General features: G+C 46.0%; 21 protein-coding genes. 13 read left to right on the top strand and 8 right to left on the bottom strand.

All coding sequences use genetic code 11. The features are described from left to right. Window positions 1–89 precede the first annotated feature (89 nt). From A28LD_RS05780 to trhA, 3 genes are all read left to right on the top strand, one after another. A complete protein-coding gene (locus A28LD_RS05780) occupies window positions 90–386 on the top strand; it encodes a YqaE/Pmp3 family membrane protein (RefSeq protein ID WP_007420134.1) in 297 nt (98 codons plus the stop codon). A gap of 169 nt (window positions 387–555) precedes the next feature. Beyond that, window positions 556–816, top strand: coding sequence for a DUF3081 family protein (locus A28LD_RS05775; RefSeq protein WP_007420133.1), 261 nt, complete (start codon window positions 556–558; stop codon window positions 814–816). 163 nt (window positions 817–979) lie between these two features. Beyond that, the gene (gene trhA / locus A28LD_RS05770) at window positions 980–1,624 is read left to right on the top strand and encodes a PAQR family membrane homeostasis protein TrhA (protein ID WP_007420132.1); all 645 of its coding nucleotides are present in this window, start codon (window positions 980–982) and stop codon (window positions 1,622–1,624) included. 54 nt (window positions 1,625–1,678) lie between these two features. Here the strand turns inward: trhA and A28LD_RS05765 are convergent, their stop codons facing one another. From A28LD_RS05765 to typA, 4 genes are all read right to left on the bottom strand, one after another. Beyond that, window positions 1,679–1,894 (bottom strand): TIGR02450 family Trp-rich protein, encoded by a 216-nt coding sequence (locus A28LD_RS05765; RefSeq protein WP_007420131.1) that lies wholly within the window; start codon window positions 1,892–1,894, stop codon window positions 1,679–1,681. A 57-nt stretch (window positions 1,895–1,951) separates the two neighbouring features. Beyond that, complete coding sequence (locus A28LD_RS05760; RefSeq protein WP_007420130.1) at window positions 1,952–2,215, bottom strand: type II toxin-antitoxin system RelE family toxin; 264 nt, start codon at window positions 2,213–2,215, stop codon at window positions 1,952–1,954. Further along, a complete protein-coding gene (locus A28LD_RS05755; RefSeq protein ID WP_007420129.1) occupies window positions 2,202–2,435 on the bottom strand; it encodes a ribbon-helix-helix domain-containing protein in 234 nt (77 codons plus the stop codon). The genes A28LD_RS05760 and A28LD_RS05755 overlap by 14 nt, the downstream gene beginning before the upstream one ends. Before the next feature lie 298 nt (window positions 2,436–2,733). After that, window positions 2,734–4,569 carry a translational GTPase TypA gene (typA, locus tag A28LD_RS05750; protein ID WP_007420128.1) on the bottom strand — a complete coding sequence of 612 codons (1,836 nt, stop codon included), beginning with the start codon at window positions 4,567–4,569 and terminating at the stop codon, window positions 2,734–2,736. A 203-nt stretch (window positions 4,570–4,772) separates the two neighbouring features. On the opposite strand from typA, the gene A28LD_RS11935 reads away from it, so the two are divergent. The 9 genes from A28LD_RS11935 (at window position 4,773) to A28LD_RS05705 (ending at window position 15,727) form a co-directional block, all read left to right on the top strand. Continuing rightward, window positions 4,773–5,471, top strand: coding sequence for a DsbA family protein (locus A28LD_RS11935; RefSeq protein ID WP_007420127.1), 699 nt, complete (start codon window positions 4,773–4,775; stop codon window positions 5,469–5,471). A 312-nt stretch (window positions 5,472–5,783) separates the two neighbouring features. Then, window positions 5,784–7,193 carry a glutamate--ammonia ligase gene (gene glnA / locus A28LD_RS05740; protein ID WP_007420126.1) on the top strand — a complete coding sequence of 470 codons (1,410 nt, stop codon included), beginning with the start codon at window positions 5,784–5,786 and terminating at the stop codon, window positions 7,191–7,193. 122 nt (window positions 7,194–7,315) lie between these two features. Next, window positions 7,316–8,425, top strand: coding sequence for a nitrogen regulation protein NR(II) (gene glnL / locus A28LD_RS05735; protein WP_007420125.1), 1,110 nt, complete (start codon window positions 7,316–7,318; stop codon window positions 8,423–8,425). Beyond that, entirely contained in the window at window positions 8,422–9,867 is a 1,446-nt protein-coding gene (gene ntrC / locus A28LD_RS05730) for a nitrogen regulation protein NR(I) (RefSeq protein WP_007420124.1), read from the top strand. The genes glnL and ntrC overlap by 4 nt, the downstream gene beginning before the upstream one ends. Before the next feature lie 206 nt (window positions 9,868–10,073). Next, the gene (locus A28LD_RS05725) at window positions 10,074–10,769 is read left to right on the top strand and encodes a response regulator transcription factor (RefSeq protein WP_007420123.1); all 696 of its coding nucleotides are present in this window, start codon (window positions 10,074–10,076) and stop codon (window positions 10,767–10,769) included. A 2-nt stretch (window positions 10,770–10,771) separates the two neighbouring features. Next, a complete protein-coding gene (locus A28LD_RS05720; protein WP_007420122.1) occupies window positions 10,772–12,145 on the top strand; it encodes a sensor histidine kinase in 1,374 nt (457 codons plus the stop codon). 95 nt (window positions 12,146–12,240) lie between these two features. Beyond that, entirely contained in the window at window positions 12,241–13,383 is a 1,143-nt protein-coding gene (locus tag A28LD_RS05715) for an alpha/beta fold hydrolase (RefSeq protein WP_007420121.1), read from the top strand. Between the two features lie 12 nt (window positions 13,384–13,395). Then, window positions 13,396–13,860 carry a tRNA (cytidine(34)-2'-O)-methyltransferase gene (locus A28LD_RS05710; RefSeq protein WP_007420120.1) on the top strand — a complete coding sequence of 155 codons (465 nt, stop codon included), beginning with the start codon at window positions 13,396–13,398 and terminating at the stop codon, window positions 13,858–13,860. 190 nt (window positions 13,861–14,050) lie between these two features. After that, on the top strand, window positions 14,051–15,727 hold the full coding sequence (locus tag A28LD_RS05705) for a hypothetical protein (protein ID WP_007420119.1): 1,677 nt from the start codon (window positions 14,051–14,053) through the stop codon (window positions 15,725–15,727). Window positions 15,728–15,788: 61 nt separating this feature from the next. Here the strand turns inward: A28LD_RS05705 and pyrE are convergent, their stop codons facing one another. Beyond that, window positions 15,789–16,433 carry an orotate phosphoribosyltransferase gene (gene pyrE, locus A28LD_RS05700; protein WP_007420118.1) on the bottom strand — a complete coding sequence of 215 codons (645 nt, stop codon included), beginning with the start codon at window positions 16,431–16,433 and terminating at the stop codon, window positions 15,789–15,791. Further along, window positions 16,433–17,146 carry a ribonuclease PH gene (rph, locus tag A28LD_RS05695; RefSeq protein WP_007420117.1) on the bottom strand — a complete coding sequence of 238 codons (714 nt, stop codon included), beginning with the start codon at window positions 17,144–17,146 and terminating at the stop codon, window positions 16,433–16,435. The genes pyrE and rph overlap by 1 nt, the downstream gene beginning before the upstream one ends. A 218-nt stretch (window positions 17,147–17,364) precedes the next feature. Between rph and A28LD_RS05690 the strand changes: the two genes are divergently transcribed. Further along, window positions 17,365–18,228: a YicC/YloC family endoribonuclease gene (locus tag A28LD_RS05690; RefSeq protein WP_007420116.1), complete on the top strand. Its 864-nt coding sequence runs from the start codon at window positions 17,365–17,367 to the stop codon at window positions 18,226–18,228. Window positions 18,229–18,299: 71 nt separating this feature from the next. Here the strand turns inward: A28LD_RS05690 and A28LD_RS05685 are convergent, their stop codons facing one another. Further along, entirely contained in the window at window positions 18,300–19,550 is a 1,251-nt protein-coding gene (locus A28LD_RS05685; protein WP_007420115.1) for a type II toxin-antitoxin system HipA family toxin, read from the bottom strand. After that, complete coding sequence (locus A28LD_RS05680; protein WP_007420114.1) at window positions 19,547–19,852, bottom strand: helix-turn-helix domain-containing protein; 306 nt, start codon at window positions 19,850–19,852, stop codon at window positions 19,547–19,549. Before A28LD_RS05680 ends, A28LD_RS05685 begins: the two co-directional genes overlap by 4 nt. Window positions 19,853–20,146: the final 294 nt, after the last annotated feature.

Here is a 20,146-nt window from a genome sequence, read left to right as displayed (position 1 = left end):
AACCTTGCTGAAACTAGCGATATAGGCGATGCTATCAAGCTAAATGGTTATAAATAAAATAATAATATTTTTCGAATAAGGGGTAACAAATGAATTATCTTTTAGCTGTTGTGCTGCCACCTGTTGCAGTTTGGGTGTCGGGCGCTCGTAAACACGTTTGGTTGAGCTTAGCGCTTTATCTAACTGCATTATATTTACTGCGTATTGCATCAAGTGGCGAAGTTCCTGGCGCCTATGCAGGGGCTCCGGTTATTTATGTTGCCGCGATCATTCATGCATTTATTTTCACCCATCGGCACTACCAAAAAACCAGTGGCCAAGTGCATCCTCACCGCGGTTCAGCGGCACAATCACAAGAAACGCCAAAAAAACCAGAAGAGAAGTGAATGTGAGGGCAAAAAAGCCCGTAAAGTAACAAAAATGCGTGCTCAAACTTAAGAGTTAAAGCGTTTATTTGCTGCACAACAGTGTTTTCGGTGTTGCAGCAATCACGATTATGGTTGCTGCATTTTTGCACTATAATGAGGCGTAATTCACAACCCAAATGGGGGCACTATGAAAAATGATATTAGCGTTCGAATGATTCTTTCTGTGTTCGAAAAGATAACTGATCACGGCACCGCGAAAGATGATCGGCACGAGCTAGAAGGTGTTATCGGATTTACAGATCATGATGGTTACACGGTTTTCCTAGAAGATCATAAAGTTAAGTTGCGCACTGGCTTTCATAATACTTATCACCTTGATTATGAATCAGCTCGTGATTATGAAAACTTTATTAAGAAACTTCAGCATATCGAAAACAACTACGATTAACCGTAATAACTTTAAACCAATATGTTTACTTGAACAGGTAATATAAAAACTTAGGCTTACACGTGTGCGCTGAATGTGTTTTAATAAACCCCTTAAGGTTTTTGAACAGCTAACGTTTTTGAACAGATGATGATTTTGCACAGATAAAGTGAAAGGGGTGAATATGAGTTCAGCTAAACACTATTCGGTGGGTGAAGAGATAGCGCATGCTGTAAGCCATGGTATTGGCATCGTGCTAGGTGTTGTAGGCCTAGTTGTTATGTTATGGCTTTCTTTTGAATACGGTGATTTTTGGCATGTTTTAAGCGTTTCTATTTACGGTACCTCAATTATATTACTGTATTCCGCCTCCACTCTTTATCACGCCATTACTAACCAAAGCGCCAAGCGTTTTTTCCAGCTAATGGATCATGCGGCTATTTTCTTGTTGATAGCGGGCACTTACACTCCATTTTTGCTGGTAAACTTACGCGATTCCTGGGGTTGGCCGCTGTTTATCGTTATTTGGAGCATTGCCATTGGTGGCGTGTTCTTAGAAACAATGAAGAAGAAACGGATTAAGTGGCTATCGCTTAGTTTGTATTTAGGCCTAGGTTGGTTGGCCCTGGTAGCCATGAAGCCAATGCTTGAGCATGTGAATACCATTGGCTTATCGCTATTGCTGGTTGGCGGTTTGTTATATTCGTTCGGTGTTATCTTTTATGTGCGTAAGCAAATGGTTTATCACCATGCTATTTGGCATTTATTCGTGCTAGCCGCCAGTGTGGCGCATTTCTTTGCAGTTATTTATGGTGTGATATTAGTGTAGGGTAAGGTTCAAAAGCACGTTTTTAAACAGTGAGTAGAAGTGGAATTCAAGTGTTTATGCCCAACCTTGAACCCACTTCTCTTCGTTTTTAAGTTCGTTCCAATCAATCGAATATTCTTTATTCGAGAGTACCGATTCTACTACGCACGAAATCACTGAGCCATCTTCCTCGTACTCAACTTCCGATACTAAGAAATGCTTCTCGCGATTGATCGGCTTTACCGCCGTCCACTTACTGTTGGGTAATTTAGCTGGATTTATTTGGTTCATGGAAACCTCTTAATAATCTTCGAATTCAGAGTTTTTCTATTTCACAAACGTAAGCTTTCACCCGCTTTTATATTCGCTTGATCGATGCCCTACTTTAATAACGCTGACAACTAGTGTTGTGTCCCGTATCTCATAAATGATTCGATACATCCCTTGACGAACTCGGTACTTATTATCAGCTGATAACTTGATGCAACCTTCACCTCGCGGGTTGATGGCAAGCGCGTCTATCTTAGCCAATATCTTCTTAACATCACTTTTAGGGATACTGCGAAAATCTTTAGATACTGAAGCTTTGAAAACAATTTCATATCTTGCCATGAGCTTTCAACTCATTGATCAAAGTTTCATAACTTACCTCGGGCTCTGCAACTCGTTCGGCAACTGCAGCCAAATCCTGTTGATCTTCTTTGATAAGTAAGCGTACCGCTTCATCAATAATCTCAGAAACAGAACTCTCAGTTGATGCAGCCCGCAACTTCAGTGCTTGATGTATTGAGGGATCAAAATAAACCGTTGATCTTTTAGATAGCAACGCCATGAGACACTCCTATGATAAACCCAATTAACACTATAGCGTTAAAACGCCAATTATGTCGATTAACTAATATCTATATATTAAATCGATGTGGTATCTATAGCCGCTAGTAAAAACACTTCAGGGAGTTAACAAATAGTGAGAAATTCGAAGTGTATCCATAAAAAAGCCCCAGCTTAGATTAAGCTAGGGCTTTGTGTTGGCTCAGGAAGGGCTCTTACGATCCTTTCCTTATACGAAGAAGCTTACGCTCCCTTCGTTATTAGAAGAAGCTTACGCTCCCTTCGTTATTAGAAGAAGCTTACGCTTCTTCGCCACCAGTGCGTGAATGGCGTTTACGTTCGTTTTCAGTTAAGAACTTCTTGCGAACACGAATCGATTTTGGCGTTACTTCTACCAATTCATCGTTATCGATGAACTCAAGCGCGCGCTCAAGCGACATTCTAATTGGTGGCGTAAGCGTTAACGCTTCATCGGTACCCGCTGCACGAATGTTGGTAAGCTGCTTACCTTTCAAACAGTTTACGGTTAAATCGTTTGAACGGTTATGAATACCAATGATTTGGCCTTCATAAACTTCATCAGCGTGCGAAGCGAACAAACGGCCACGTTCTTGTATGTTGAACAGGGCGTATGCCAATGCTTTACCTTGTGCGTTTGAAATCAATACACCGTTAACACGTTGGCCAATTTTGCCACCTTTGTGCGGGCCGTAATGATCAAATGCGTGGTATACCAAACCAGTACCTGAAGTGAGTGTCATGAACTCAGTTTGGAAACCAATCAAGCCACGGCTAGGAACTATGAAATCGATACGCGTACGGCCTTTGCCATCTTGCTGCATATCGGTCATTTCTGCTTTACGCAGGCCTAACGCTTCCATTACAGAACCCTGATGCTGTTCTTCAACATCAACGGTTAAGGTTTCATACGGTTCCATTTTCACATCGTTTTCATACTTGATGATAACTTCCGGACGCGAAACCGCTAATTCAAAACCTTCACGGCGCATGTTTTCGATCAATACACCTAAGTGCAATTCACCACGGCCTGATACACGGAATTTATCCGGGTCAGCCGTTTCTTCAACACGCAACGCAACGTTGTGAACTAATTCTTTTTGTAAACGCTCAAGAATCTGGCGAGAGGTAACATACTTACCTTCTTTACCAGCAAACGGCGAGGTGTTTACTTGGAATGTCATGGTTACCGTTGGTTCATCAACGGTAAGTGGTGGCAATGGATCGTTATGGCCAACTGCACAAACGGTATCGGAGATTTTTAATTCACCTAAACCGGTAATCGCACAAATATCACCTGCATGCGAAGAATCAACTTCCATGCGATCCAAACCTAAGTAACCAAATACTTTACCAATTTTACCACTACGCGTAGAACCATCAGCACCTACTACGGTTACTTGTTGGTTCGGGCGCACCGTACCACGGCGAATTCGGCCAATACCGATAACGCCAAGGTAGCTTGAGTAATCAAGCTGTGAAATTTGTAATTGCAGCGTGCCATCGATTTCGGCAACCGGTGGCGCAACTTCGCGCACGATGGTTTCAAACAACGGATCCATGTTGCCGCTTTGCACGTCAGATTCAAGTGAAGCAAAACCGTTTAATGCAGAAGCATAAACGATTGGGAAATCTAGTTGCTCATCGGTAGCGCCAAGGTTTACGAACAAATCGAAGATTTGATCCACAACCCAATCAACACGCGCGCCTGGGCGGTCAACTTTGTTCACAACCAAAATAGGGTTCAAACCGTGTGAGAACGCCTTTTGAGTTACGAAACGAGTTTGTGGCATTGGACCATCTACAGCATCAACCAACAGTAATACAGAATCGGCCATTGAAAGTACGCGCTCTACTTCACCGCCGAAATCAGCGTGTCCTGGGGTATCCAGGATGTTGATGTGGTAATCGCCCCAGTTGATCGCAGTATTTTTTGCGAGAATGGTAATTCCGCGCTCTTTTTCAAGATCGTTCGAATCCATGATACGTTCTTGCTGTTCGCCCCGGCTCTCTAAAGTGCCAGATTGTTGCAGAAGTTTATCAACCAACGTAGTTTTGCCATGGTCAACGTGCGCGATAATTGCGATATTGCGAATTTTTTCAATAGCTTTAGACATAAAACTGTATTTTAACCTGTGGTGAAGGCCATCGGGCCATAGGGTGGCGGATCATACGCTGATTTCACTGAATAAAAAAGCACCGAATGGAAAGCAGACCCATATTTAACGAAAAAACTACGTTTTTTATAGCAGGAAGGCTATGCTGTGGCTCTAATGCGCACAAAATAAATTTTTTATTAAATTAATCATAGGAAGTATTTATGACAGAACGAGGTTTATTCCGCACAGTTCGCGCTGCACTCATTGCAGGGGTGGCTATATTCGCCATTTCCGCCTGTGGTGGGGAAGCGCCAGCACCAAGTAGTACAACTGAATCTGTTCCTGCAGCAGGCGCGGTAGCTGAATCGCGCACTTTTGCCGAGGGTGATTACTTCCGTGTTTTAGAAAACCCGGTACAAACAGATCGCACAGAACCGTTTATCGTTGAGTATTTTTGGGCCGGTTGCCCAGCATGTCAGCGTTTTGAACCTATTATTCAAGGTGTGAAACAAGCATTTCCAGAAGCGCCGGTAGTTCGCCTTCACGCGGTATTTAATCAGCGTTGGGCATTAGATGCGCGAATCTATCATGCAGCAAGTGAAATTGCGGGCCGTGATGTGGGTACTGAAATGTTAGGCTTTTATCAAAGCCATGCCCCTGATTTGCCAGATTTCGCTGATTTATCGGTATTTTTCCAACAACAAGGTTTAGATGAAGAGGCCGTGTTTGATTTAGCCGATAGCCCAAGCGTGGTGAGTATCATGGAGCAAACCTTCAATGAGATGCAAAGCAACGAAATTCCGGGTGTTCCTGCTGTAGTGGTTAATGGCCGCTATTTGGTGAAGAACCCATTACCGGAAGATATTCAAAACCAAGAAGATTATAACCAGCTCATTGATTATCTATTAAGCTTAGATTAATTGAAAAAAAACGCACCAATACGGTGCGTTTTTTATGTAGCAAATACCTATTGCACTACATTGGTGCAATGAAGGTGTGATTTTGCCTATTATAGAGCAGAAAACCCCAGTTCAAGCGGCATGCTCGTGGTATTCACACGCCGTTATGGTTTTACGAATTTATTTTTTAAAGTGAAAACATGTAGTTAAGAAACGGTTTGCGATCTTGGCACAAGCTTTGCTACATGTTAAAGCTATTAGATACGCATTAAACAACGATTTTATTTAAGTAATACGTTTTGTATTCGCAGCACACTAACCCGGAGGCAAATAATGTCTATTCAAGCGGTGATGGATTTAATTGAAGAGAATGAAGTACGTTTTGTTGATTTGCGCTTTACCGATACCAAAGGTAAAGAGCAACACGTAACCATTCCGGTTTCGCAGATCGATGAAGATTTCTTTGAAGATGGCAAAATGTTTGATGGTTCATCAATTGCTGGCTGGAAAGGAATTAATGAATCAGACATGGTATTGAGCCCAGATACTGAAACCGCAGTAATGGACCCATTTTCTGACATTCCTACGTTAATTGTGCGCTGCTCAATTTTGGAACCAGATACACGTCAAGGTTACGATCGCGACCCACGTTCAATTGCACGCCGTGCCGAAGAATACCTAACCTCTACCGGTATTGCCGATACCGCGTTAATGGGCCCAGAGCCAGAGTTCTTCTTGTTTGATGATGTGCGTTTCCACACCGATATGAGCGGTTCTTTTTACAAGATTGATGATATCGAAGCAAAGTGGAATTCAGGCACTGAATACGAAGGCGGCAATAAAGGCCATCGCCCTGGTGTAAAAGGCGGCTATTTCCCTGTGCCACCCGTTGATTCTACGCATGATATGCGCAGCGAAATGTGTGAAGTAATGGAAGAAATGGGCTTAGTAGTAGAAGCGCATCACCATGAAGTGGCAACCGCTGGCCAAAATGAAGTGGCATGCCGATTCAACACATTAACGAACAAAGCTGATGAAATTCAGATTTTTAAATATGTAGTGCACAACGTTGCCCACGCTTATGGCAAAACGGCTACTTTTATGCCGAAGCCATTAGTAGGTGATAACGGTTCGGGTATGCACGTACACATGAGTTTAGCCAAAGATGGTAAGAACTTGTTTGCCGGTGATAAATACGGCGGCCTTTCGGAAATGGCACTGTATTACATTGGCGGTATTATTAAACATGCGCGGGCAATTAACGCTTTCACTAACCCAGGAACTAACTCTTACAAGCGTTTAGTACCAGGTTTTGAAGCGCCGGTAATGCTAGCTTACTCGGCTCGTAACCGTTCTGCATCGATTCGTATTCCTTTGGTTTCAAATCCTAAAGGCCGCCGCATCGAAGCGCGCTTCCCTGATCCAATTGCTAACCCGTACTTTGCATTTACAGCATTGTTGATGGCTGGCCTTGATGGAATTCAAAACAAAATTCATCCTGGCGATGCCATGGATAAAGATTTGTATGATTTACCACCAGAAGAAGCAAAGGAAATTCCAACCGTAGCAAGCTCGTTGGAAATGGCGCTAGATGCATTAGATAAAGACCGCGATTTCTTAACCGCTGGTGGTGTTATGAGCGACGATATGATCGATGCTTACATTGGCCTCAAGCGCAAAGAAGTTGAGAAGCTAATGATGACAACGCATCCGATTGAATTTGATATGTACTATTCTTGCTAATTTAGAATGAATAGGCGCTGCGTATTTGAGTTGTTCTCATTGCGCAGCGCACCATTCTGGTGCAAAATCTCCATTGCACCAAAACATTCTCGGTGCGCTATAACCATATCACTGAGGTTCATATGTCGGCTGCCAATCCTGTATTGCATGAAAACATTAACCATGAGCTTGTAGATCAGCTCACCAGTGCAGTATTAGTGCTCGATAAAAATCTTCACGTTTGTTTCGCCAACGCGGCAGCCGATGCTATTTTTTCTGGTAGCTCACGGCGTTTGCTCGGCGCGCCCCTTGAAAGCCATTTACGCTATAGCAGCTTCGATCTTACCTTATTAAGAAACATAGCGCTTAACCAGCAAAGCATATCGGATAGCGATGTGAGCTGGGTTTTTCATGATGGTAAATCAATAACCATTGAGTTGAATGCATCTATTGCGGCTTTCAAAGGCTTAGATACCGCGATTTTGATTGAGTTGCGGCAAGTAGATCTGATTCGGCGTATTAACCAAGAGCAAGCGCAGCAGCATCAGCGAGAAGCCGCACAGCAGTTAGTGCGTGGTTTAGCGCATGAAATTAAAAACCCGCTCGGAGGAATTCGTGGTGCCGCTCAGCTTTTGAATGCTGAACTACAAGAGCCGGAGCAGCGCGAGTTCACACAATTAATAATGGCGCAATCGGATAGATTACGAAACCTTGTAGATAGGTTGCTTGGCCCAAACCGGCCCAGCGCTCGCAGCTACCAGAATATTCATGCGGTATTGCAGCAAGTGCTTGATGTAGTTTCTGTGAACAAACCCGAGAACCTGAGTATTTCGAAAGATTACGATCCTAGCCTTCCTGATTTATATATTAGCGCCGATCAAATAGAACAGGTGTGTCTTAACTTACTGAGTAATGCACTTGATGCGCTTGCTGATCAAGATGGCGAACGGCAGCTTTTGGTGCGCACACGGGTAAGCCATCAAGAAACAATCTACGGGAAACGCTATCGCCAATGTGCCTTAATATGTGTGCAAGATAATGGCCCCGGCGTTGCGGCTGAACTAAAAGATACATTGTTTTATCCACTAGTAACGGGCCGCGAGGGAGGCACGGGCTTAGGCCTTTCCATAGCGCAATCATTAATTCATCAGCATGCTGGCAAAATAGAAGTGAGTAGCCGTCCGGGGCACACGGAATTTACGGTAGTGCTGCCCTATCTTGATGACAATGCCGAAGAAGGAGCTCAAGGATGACACGAAGTGTTTGGATTCTCGACGATGATAGCTCGATTCGGTGGGTTTTGGAGCGAGCCTTTAAAGGTGCAGGTTGGCAGCCTCGGCTATTCTCAGAGCCCAAGTTTTTCCTTGAAGCTTTAACCGAATGTGGGGCGCAAAAGCCAGCATTGGTGCTTACCGATGTGCGTATGCCAGGCATGGATGGTATGCAGGTATTGCAAGAAATTCGCCAGCAATTTTCAGAAATGCCGGTAATTGTAATGACAGCGCATTCAGATTTAGAAAGTGCGGTAAGAGCATTTAAAGGTGGAGCCTTTGAATACTTACCCAAACCCTTTGATCTCGATGAGGTAATTGCGATTGCCGAGCGGGCGATTAAACCGAAACATAGTGAGCAAACCGAGAGTTCGAAAAAGGTGCCAGAGAACGCGGACAACGACACCGGTATTATTGGTGAATCGGCGGCGATGCAAGAGGTGTTCCGCGCGATTGGCAGGCTCTCGCGCTCGAGTGTTTCGGTGTTGCTTACCGGCGAATCGGGCACGGGTAAAGAATTAGTGGCAAAAGCTTTGCATGATCATAGCCCGCGGGCCGAACAACCTTTTGTTGCGCTGAACATGGCGGCAATTCCCGGTGAGCTAATTGAATCAGAACTGTTTGGGCACGAAAAAGGCGCGTTTACCGGCGCTCAAAACCGCCGTGCCGGCCGCTTTCAACAAGCCGATGGTGGCACGCTGTTTCTCGATGAGATTGGCGATATGCCACTGGCGGTACAAACCCGCCTGTTGCGGGCTTTAGCCGAAGGGCAATTTTATCCGGTGGGTAGCCATCAACTGGCAACGGTGAATGTTCGCGTTATTGCGGCAACCCACATTGATTTGCGCAAAGCAATTGATGAGGGCCGTTTTCGGGAAGATCTCTACCATCGGTTGAATGTTATTCACTTACAGCTTCCAGCATTGCATGAACGGCGCAGTGATATTCCAGCATTGGCGGAACATTTTTTAGCGTCGGCTGCCAAAGAGCTACAAATGCCGCAAAAGCGATTAACACCAGCGGTTATGCAGCGGCTACAACTAGCAGCTTGGCCAGGTAACGTAAGGCAACTTGAAAACAGCTGCCGCTGGATAACCGTAATGGCGAGCGGCGATGTTGTTGATGTTGATGAACTGCCGGCTGATTTGCAAAGCGAAAACGCAGAATCAGAAATTATCGCCAACGAGCTATCAACGGCGGCGCCCGATACTCAGCAAAACTGGCGAAAGGCCCTAGAGGCGGAATTTATGCGAGCGCTGGATGGCAGCGATAATGAGCGCTGCGGTGTATTGTTTGCGGAAATCGAGGATTTAGCGATTGATACTGCGCTTTTGCAAACCAAGGGCCATCGGCAACAAGCGGCAGAACGTTTAGGTTGGGGAAGGAATACGCTAACGCGCAAGTTGAATAAACGAGGCGATTAATTGACCAATAGTAATTAAATTACAGAATGAAGCGTATTATTTGCGTGCATCTATACTGTAAAGGGAATGCAAAGGCGCTCGCTTCTCACTGTGTAAAGGGTAGATTGTGGAAATGTAAAGATTGTAAAGACGTTTCCATTTTCAAGGTTAGCCGGCAGAACCCGAGCTAACCCAACATCGTAAATACTACGAAAGGAAGGTAAATTGTGGTTCATGTTCTGTTGATAGATGATGATGCTGATTTAGGCGCAATGCTCACGGATGTGTTCGCCAGAGAGGGGATTCGTCTTACCGCAGTTGAGGACGGCAAAATTGGCCTAGATACCGCAACTGAGGGTTCCTTTTCGTTAATCTTACTCGATATTATGTTGCCAGGAATGGATGGTTTGCAGGTTCTCAAGCAGCTGCGCCAAAGTGGTATTGAAACCCCTGTACTTATGCTTACAGCCCGGGGTGATGATGTTGATCGTGTTGTAGGTTTAGAGCTCGGTGCCGATGATTACCTGCCCAAGCCATTTTATCCGCGCGAACTTATTGCTCGCGTAAAAGCGTTGTTGCGCCGCAGCAAGGGCGCGGATTCAGCTAAGGTAATAGAAACCATTCGTTTTGCTGGGTTCGAACTGGATACCGTTAACGCAGTGGCTAATTGCGATGGCGAAAAACTCACGCTTACACCTACAGAATTTGAGGTGTTGCGCCAGTTAGTAACCCACCATGGCCAGTTAGTTACCAAAGAAAGCTTATCCAATCATGTTTTAGGCCGCCAGTTAGGGCCTTTTGATCGTTCCCTTGATGTACATATTAGTAATGTACGGAAGAAATTACCGGCCCACCCAGATCGTATTCAAACGGTACGTGGTAGAGGTTACCGCGTAATGGAACCAGAAATCTTGGAAAGTTAACTATGCTGCAAAGCCGTACGCGCTGGTACCAATCACTAACGATCAGATTACTCGCAATATTTTGGGCCTTAATCCTGCTTACGGCGATTGCCGCATTCTCAGTAGTTCTTTATTTTTCACGCCCGCCGGGGCCTACGCCCATGGCGGCAGATTTTCAGCGTGCGCTTGCACCCATTTTGCATCATTCCTCAAGCGTAGGAATGATTCAGCCTGGCCGCTTGTTGGTGGGTGATTACCGTGTGGTTGCCGTGGATAGCCCCGATAACAGTGATATCGAATATATTCCTGGCATGAGTCAAACCGAAGTGGGCGCTGCATTTGATATTTTGCAAAGTAATGAACCGCTTCAAGTTATCCTTGAAGAACGCACTTATGCGGGGCCGTTAGAAAGTAGTGCTGGCCGAGTAGTAATGAGCCGCTCGGCAACGAGCGAAGAACTTGCTGCGTTGGTTGCTTATGAAGATCAAACATGGATGCCGAGGTTAATTTTGCTCTCTATCGGTGCTTCCTTCTTAGGCGCATTGATTTTAGGTTGGTGGTTTGTAAGGCCATTAAAACGATTACGTAACGCCACTCGCGAAATTGCCGCTGGCTCGGCTACACCCAATTTAGCAAGGTTGCCTGAACGTAACGATGAGCTCGGTGAGTTAGCACGAACAATGCGATCAACGGCCATCGAGTTGGCCAATTCTCGTGATGCTCAGCGCCGCTTACTGAGTGATGTTTCTCATGAGTTGCGTTCGCCGTTGGCGCGATTGCAAGTGGCCCTCGATTTAATGGAAACCGAAGAACTAAAAGCCGATCGCAATTACGTGCAGCTAAACAAAGATATTTATCGGTTAGGCTCAATTATCGAGAGTATTTTATGGCTTTCGCGCTTAGAAAATGGCCTTGATAAATTAGTAAAGGGGCCGGTTGATATATCCGATATGCTCGTAGAACTTCGCAGTGATTTATATTTTTTGCAGTATGGCAAAGACCAAGAAAGCTGGGATGGCAGGCTGCAGTTGCCGAAAGAAAAAATTCCTGAACTCGAAACCGATGGTGTTTTATTACGCCTAGTGCTAGAGAACTTAGTGCGTAACGGTTTTCAGTATGGGCCTGAAAATGGTTCGGTATCGGTGGAAGCGGAAACAAATAATGGCTGGCTCGAAATCACCGTGCATGATGAAGGCCCGGGTGTGCCAGAGGATAAGCTGAAAAAAATGTTCGAACCTTTTTTCCGAGCGGACCCTTCGCGCCACCATGGTGCTGGTGTTGGCCTAGGTTTGGCACTGTGCCAACGCGCTACAGCGGTGCTTGATGGCCACATTAAAGCGATAAATCACCCTGCCGGTGGCCTAGCGGTTACCGTAAGCCTACCCATCACGAATTAATCACTTATCCTTGTGAAAAAACCGCGCTAGAATAGTGAAAATCTATCTTACAGCGTAAGGTAGCTATTATTTTATTGAATTCATAAGGATAGCGCATGAGCGAGATGGCCAGTAAATATGCACTTGCGGTGTTAAATCGCCGCCCAAAAGATACCCACAGTGCATGGCTGGATTGGGCTCGCGAAGATCTTCATGAGTTTTATCGGTATGCCGAGCATGGAGAGTTTCGCAGCAGCGATGGCCACGAAATTCGCTATGCTCTATTTGAGAATAAAGAGTTGCCCGAAGAAGCGAATGCTTCCACTGTTGTAGATCCGCTAAACGATCCAACCGATCAATTTGTTGCCAGCCTAGCAAAAGCTAATGAACAAGCGCCAGAACCAAGCCGGGGCTGGGTAGTGATTTCTCCAGGCAGAATTGAATCTTATTTAAAGTATCAAGAAATCACCCTTGAGTTGGTGGCTGCTGGTTATTCGGTTGCCATGATTGATCATCGTGGCCAAGGCCATTCTTCTCGGCTTACCCATCATCATCAACATGGCCATGTTGATAACTTCGTTGAGTATGCGCATGATTTTGCCGAGTGGGTGCAATTGCTGGAGCCGCGAATAGGTAATCAGCCTGCCTATATAGTATCGCATTCGATGGGGGGCGCGATTACAGCACAATATTTGCAACAGCTTGCCGGTAGCGATGAGTATCCGTTTAATCCGTTTCAGAAAATCGTTTTTTCATCACCAATGTTTGGTATTCAAACCCGGCCTTTCCCATTTTGGGTAGCGAAACCACTCACTAAATTTTTAGCGTATATCAATAGTATTTTTGCGCCCAAGCGGCCTTGGTATGCACCCACCACTGGCGATTACGTTATGCTTCCGTTTGCTGAAAACTTACTTACCCAGAGTGAAAGCCGATATTCTTGGTTCAGCCAAATGTATTCAGATATGGAAAATATTAAGGTGGGTGGCCCCACCAATTATTGGGTGGCCGAGGCGATTATGGCGGCACGCCAAGTTGTTTTAAATGCGGATCGAATTGAAATTCCGGCTTTAGTACTACAAGGCACGGAAGATTTAGTGGTGGCGCCAAAACCACAGCATGAGTTTGTAAATCGGTTGAAACATGAAGCGAGCAAATTGATACAAATCGATGGGGCTCGCCATGAAATTTTGGTTGAAAGCGATGTGATTCGTGAACGGGCCATGAACCAAATTTTGCAATTTCTGCGCGCAAAATAAAGGAAGGTATCGATGTTTCACATTGTATTGTTTAACCCGGTTATGCCGGCGAATACCGGTAATGTAATTCGCTTAGCGGCGAACAATGGTTGCCGGCTGCATTTAATTGAGCCTTTGGGTTTTGATTTTGAAGAAAAAAAGTTACGGCGCGCTGGCCTCGATTATCATGATCTAAGCCAAGTAGAGCGTTACCCTAATTTTGCTGCGTTTGCGGAAAAGTTTGCAGGGCATACGATTTATGCCATTACCACCAAAGGCACGCGTAACTATACCGATGTGCAATTCCAATCGGGCGATGTATTGCTATTTGGTTCAGAAACATCGGGTTTAGCACCCGATGTAATGGCCCAAATTCCTGAAGTTCAGCGCTTGCGTATTCCCATGATGCCGAATAATCGCTCGTTAAACTTATCGAATTCGGTTGCGTTAGTAAGCTATGAAGCATGGCGGCAACACGATTTTAGTGATGGAATGTAATTCGCACTCATTCCCCCTTTCTATTTATAAATCCGGCAAAGAAACTTAGCGGCGATTGCATACTCAAATGCGTTATACTGGTGCTCTTGAACTAGAAGCATCATATTATCATTGCCACATGGGCAGTGCCGAAAACGTAGTAGCCTGAAATGGCTTAAAAGTAGGCAAGAGCAACGAAAGGTAAAACCCAATGAGCAGTATGTTAAAAGCAGTATTCGCCGCTGTGAGCCTTGGTTTAGTGTTTAGCAGCCCAAGTTTAAGCGCACAAGCGGCAAACAACGGTTCAGCCGAAAACCCGCAGTGGAACCTAATGCTTACCGGAAGTGAATTGCAGATATGTTCGAGCATGAACTCTGATTACTGTAATTCCACAAGCTGGATAGAAGCCAACGAAATGCGCACCGCGCGTTTATTCCAACTTACCGATGTGCGCCGCCGCGAAGCTTTGCGCCAAGCCATTTGGCCGCGCGCGCGCAGTGGTGTTCGAGAAGAACTCGATGTTGCTCTTCGCGAAATGGTGGATTACTTCGGCCGCGGTGTGGTGCCTGAGTATCGCTTTGTTGAGCGCTTGCGCTCACGTGCCTATTTAGAATTAATTATGCGCCTTTCGGAAGCGGAATATGAGCGGGTGCTCGATAACTTAGAAATGCCGCGCTTAGAAGGCCTTGATGAAGTTGTAAATTTGGCAGAAAACAAAGATAACAGCGGCGAGTTTATTGCTGAATTTGTACAAATGGCCGAGCGTATTAAAGGCTCTAAGCCAACCATTTTGGTGGTTACCGCCGGCGAACGTGATAGTTTCCGCGCCGTAGATAGCCACGTGCAAGCATTTCAACAAGCCGGTGCCAATGCGCGCTGGTTGCCGCTGGATATAGCGGTAACGCAAGCGCAGCTGAATGAAGCTTGTGGCGAGCTCGAGCCATTGCGCCGTGAGTTGAGTGGTAATTATGATCGCGATCGCGTAAACCCAAGCCGGCATGCCGAACAATTAGCGTTTTGTAACAATGAAAGTGCAGCTGCCGAGCTTTTAGCCAGTGCCGATGGGGTTTTCTTCACCGGTGGTAGTGCTAACCGCCTACGCAATACCTTATTGCCAACGGGCGAGCCAATTAGCGCGTTGCAGGCATTACGCAGCCGCTTTAACGAAGGTAAATTAGCGGTTGGCGGTGCAGGTGAAGGCGCGCAAGCATTAGTAAGCGCCAATATGATTACCAACGGCCATAGCCGTGAAGCGATGAGCGTTGGCTCACGAGCCGCAGCAGCACCGCCAGTGGGTTGTGATTTTGATAACAGCTGCCCACGGGGTTTAAACCCGAATTCACTTACCTACGAACCGCTTGGTGGTGTTGGTGTGTTCCGCGCTGGAATTGTGGATACTGATGTTGGCCAGCGGGGCCGCGAAGTTCGAATGTTACGTGTAGCCGCCGATACAAATACCCCTTTAGCGATGGGCATTGATCGCGATACCGCAGTGTTCATGAATTCCCGTAATGGCGTGTTTGCCGTGCGCGGCTCGAACAGCGTGTTCTTTGTGGAAAGCGCCCAAGGCACCGAAAGCATGATAGCGGCAACTTTCCATTACCTGCGCAATGGCAGCATGGGGCGTTTGGCCGGTAGCCGTGTGGCAAGTGTGGTAATGGCACAACAGCCAGAATTCTTCCCAGAGAGCACCACCAATCGTTTCTTGGGCGATACTGGTATTGCCGATAACGTAGATGTGGCTTGCCGAGGCCCGAAACAACTTCGTTTGTTACAAGAGCGCTATGTGTTAATGATGCAAACAACCGAAAATAGCGAACTAGAACTTAGCCGAGGCCGCTGCCAAATATTCAATGGCGTGATGGGCGTGGCAATTCAAGAGCCGTAAGCCTTTGCTTGAATAAAAATGCCCGCAACGATTGCGGGCATTTTTGTATTCGCTGAACAAGTTAGCTAATACCGTAAGTTGCCCGATACTCCTGCATTTTAGCGAGCATATCTTCGTTGCCAGGGCGTTCCGATAGATATTCGATAATATCGCCCAAGGTAACAATGGCAATAACAGGCGCTTTGTAATCGCGTTCAACTTCTTGAATCGCCGAAAGCTCGCCACGGCCTTTTTCTTGCCGATCAAGGGCTATCAGCACACCCGCTAAGCTGGCGCCATTTGCTTCTACGATATCCATCGATTCACGAATAGCCGTGCCCGCGGTAATTACATCATCAACCAGCATAATCCGGCCGTTTAGCGGCGAACCTACTAAACTTCCGCCTTCACCGTGGTCTTTTTTCTCTTTGCGATTAAAGCAATACGGCACGTCTTTTTGACAGTGTTCATACAGGCTTACTACCGTAGCGCTGGCAATTGGAATGCCTTTGTAAGCAGGGCCAAAAAGCACATCGTAAGCAATATCTGAATCTTCCAGAGCCGCGGAATAATAGCGGCCTAAACGCGCTAAATCAGCGCCGGTGTTAAACAACCCGGCGTTGAAGAAGTAGGGGCTAGTGCGCCCCGATTTCAGCGTAAACTCACCAAATTTTAATACGCCCTTACCGAGCGCAAATTCAATAAATTCCCGTTGATACCCTTTCATTAATTTAGCGCCTCTTTCTGGTGATCGTTCAGCTCCCGAATCGCATGCTTCGCCAGCTCAACCATGCTGTTCATTTCTTCAAAACTAAACGGCTCTTCTTCGGCCGTGCCTTGAATTTCAATGATTTTGCCGGTGTCGGTCATTACCACATTCATATCAGTATCTGCGGCTGAATCTTCTGGGTAATCCAAATCAGCTACCGCTTCACCTTTATAAATACCAACAGAAATAGCGGCTACCATGCACTTCAACGGGTTGCCTTTTACCGCGCCTTTTTTGCGCAGATAATTAATAGCATCAACCATAGCAACACAAGCGCCGGTAATCGAAGCTGTGCGCGTGCCACCATCGGCCTGAATCACATCGCAATCTACGGTAATGGTGTTTTCGCCAAGCGCACTTAAATCAACCGCGGCGCGTAATGAACGCGCGATAAGCCGCTGAATTTCCATTGTACGGCCACCTTGCTTGCCACGAGCCGCTTCGCGATCTGAACGGGTATGAGTAGCGCGCGGTAACATGCCATATTCAGCGGTTATCCAACCTTTGCCCTTACCTTTCAAAAAGCGTGGAACGCCTTCTTGAACACTGGCGTTGCATAAAACTTTGGTATCACCAAACTCAATCAGTACGCTGCCTTCGGCGTGTCGGGTGTAGTTCCGGGTAATAGTTACCGGGCGAATTTGTTGTGCGGTACGGCCACTTGGACGCATGAAAACCTCTGCTGATTGTAGGAATGGAGGGCATAAAACAGCCTCATTATATGCTTTTGCGGAAATTTTCGCTATGCCGCTAGGTTTTTAAGATAAGCGGGCCGTGCATTATTCATAGCTATGGTTATACTTACACCCGTTCAGCAGCATTAAGCGACACATAATGGCGTGGAACTGCCGAACAAAGTATTTATAACGCTTTGTTTATAAGGATAATTATGATTTACAGCATGACAGCTTACGCCCGCGAAGAAGTAAAATCTGAATGGGGCACTGCGGTATGGGAATTGCGCTCGGTAAACCAGCGCTACCTCGAAACCTACTTTCGTTTACCTGAGCAATTTCGTGGTTTAGAAACCAATTTACGCGAACGCTTACGCAAACAGCTGCAACGGGGCAAAGTAGAGTGTGGCTTGCGCTTTACAGCTAATGCCGGCGCTAACACCGAATTGCAAGTAAACGAAAACTTGGCGAAAGCGTTATTACGTTCAGCTGAATGGGTTCAAGAACAAGGCGCTCGTGCTTCTATCGACCCACTCGATGTTCTGCGCTGGCCGGGCGTTTTAGAAGCCGCAGAAGCAGATATGGATGCCATTCAACAGGCATTGCTAGAAGGGTTCGAACGCGCGCTAGCGGCATTTATTGAGCACCGTGCCAGCGAAGGCGCCAACATGCGCAAACTAATCGAAACCCGCCTCGAAGGCATCAGCGATGAAGCCAGCAAGGTTCGCGCTAACATGCCAGCGGTACTCGAATGGCAACGTGAGCGCCTAGTAAGCAAATTCGAAGAAGCGAAAATCGATCTTGATTCCGATCGCCTTGCCCAAGAAATGGTATTGCTCGCACAAAAAACCGATGTAGCCGAAGAGCTCGACCGCCTCGATTCCCACATCAAAGAAACCCGCGGAATGCTCCGCAAAGGCGGAGCCTGCGGCCGCCGCCTCGATTTCATGATGCAAGAGTTCAACCGCGAAGCCAACACCCTCGGCTCAAAATCCATCAACAGCGAAATCACCAACAGCGCCGTTGAAATTAAGGTTTTAATTGAGCAGATGCGGGAGCAGATCCAGAACATCGAATAATTTTAATGGTCTAAATCGACTTGCAGATATTTGATACTTTCACTTGAACTTATAACTGGGATACTTCGCAATTAAACGTTGAAAGCCGACGCTTTCATTGCTTGCTCGGCTCGGCTGATCCCTATCCGTTTAGCAACGGCTTGCCATTGCTTCACCGCATATAATACGTCATCGTGAATTTGCGTGGCTTGGGTTTGAGAAAGTCGGAAGAAATCTTTTACGTCAAAGGCTAATTGGTAGTCTAAAGCGTTGTCTGCATCGGTAATATTTAGGTGCAGGCCGTGCTTACCCACTATCGGGTTTAAATCATAAGCCGGTGATAACTTCCAGCCATTCTTTGTTAATAGAAACCCATGGTTTCGCAGGTGATCATCCGTGTTGGACACCGCAATATTAAATACAATACGACGCCATAACTGTGCTAAATCTGCTTCCGTTTGTGCGCCTTGAGTGGAGAGAAACTCGGCAATTTCTAAGTAGCTGGCGCCTTGAGATTGCTCTCCATCATAGTATTGAAGCTGTGTCATGGCCGATGAAAAATGGAGCCGTTGATTACCGTTGCGGTCAAACCGTTTTGTTAAAAAGGTATGATGCTGTGAGGAAAACTGCCTAATCTCACTTGGAAACATATCAACACCGGCCGCCAAAGCCAATTCATAACAGACCATCTCCCACGCCCCCACGTCATGGGTATCATTTAAATTAGGGAATTTGGCAATCCACAAAAGGCCTTGTTCATCTGTCACACAAGCCTTGGGTCTTGCACCACCTAGTGATGAGCCTGGAGAAATCAGCATTTTCAACCAGCGGTAATACTCGTCACTGTCGATGTTATCGTCTTTTTCAATCTGCATTGCTGCGTGCTCTAGTTCTCGCAGAGAAGCCATCGGCGGCGCAGCAAATTCAGAATTGTCGTCCAAAAAAGCATCCGAACCTGCTCGCTTAAATCGAATACCACCCATTCGGTAAGAGTCATGTACGCCGAGCAGGTAATCCAACTCGTTTAATCGACTTGTTGCTCGAATGCCTTTGCGCGCTTCAATGGCCGCACGCCGTTGCATTAGGATACGTCCCCATCTATCAGGTGATGAATCAAGAAATGCACGGAAGTTTTTATCGGCTTCATCGCTGTAGAGTTCGCCAGAGTGAAGCGTCAGGATTGGATCGATTTGCAAGCGATAGGCTGAGGTTAAAAATGCTTTATCGTAGGCAAAACTAAATACGCCACCTCGGTTTGAGTCGCTGTAAGTAAGCTGCCCTATTAGCAAAGGCGGTTCAATTGGCTGCCAGTCGGCATAGACTTCGACGATTTCACGGCTCATCTTGAACCTTCCAGTAATTTTATGTTTTGCAGCTTGATGCCAACTTCGTCATGAGAGGCCATTTCTGCAAAATTACTCTCCATTCCCAATACCGCCATGACCTTCAAGTAAGTGCCTATGGCAACGCCCGGATCACCGGCGAAGACTTTGTTCACGGTTTTATGATCAAAGCCAGTACGCTCACACAGCAGCTTTTTAGTAAAACCACGTCGTTTCATCGCCAACAGCAAGTCTTCGCCAAAATGAGTCAGGATTTTGCGCTGCTTTGGAAACAGTACATTGTGTAAATCACGTTTAGCCATATTACCAACCAAAGGGATTATAATCCCACTATTCAACCAATAATGAGAATATAGTCCAACCTTGAAATCTAAGCAACTCTAACATGAAAAACATAGGACTAAATTCCAACTTTTATGCATATAATTGGATTAATATCCTACTTTTTAAGTTTTGCTTGCGCGTTGGCCAAGGCGATGATGTGAATCCCTGAATCCCTGAATCCCTGAATGCCAAAGGCCACCAAATCACACTTTTCTGCGCGTAAAAGTGTGAAATGTAAGTTAAGTACTCATCAGTGTATTTTACTGAACGGG

It is taken from the genome of Idiomarina sp. A28L (genome assembly GCF_000218785.1).
In the GTDB taxonomy this organism is placed as follows: domain Bacteria; phylum Pseudomonadota; class Gammaproteobacteria; order Enterobacterales; family Alteromonadaceae; genus Aliidiomarina.
The sequence above is the reverse complement of the archived record's forward strand: the minus strand, read 5'-3'. Positions and strand labels throughout refer to the sequence as shown.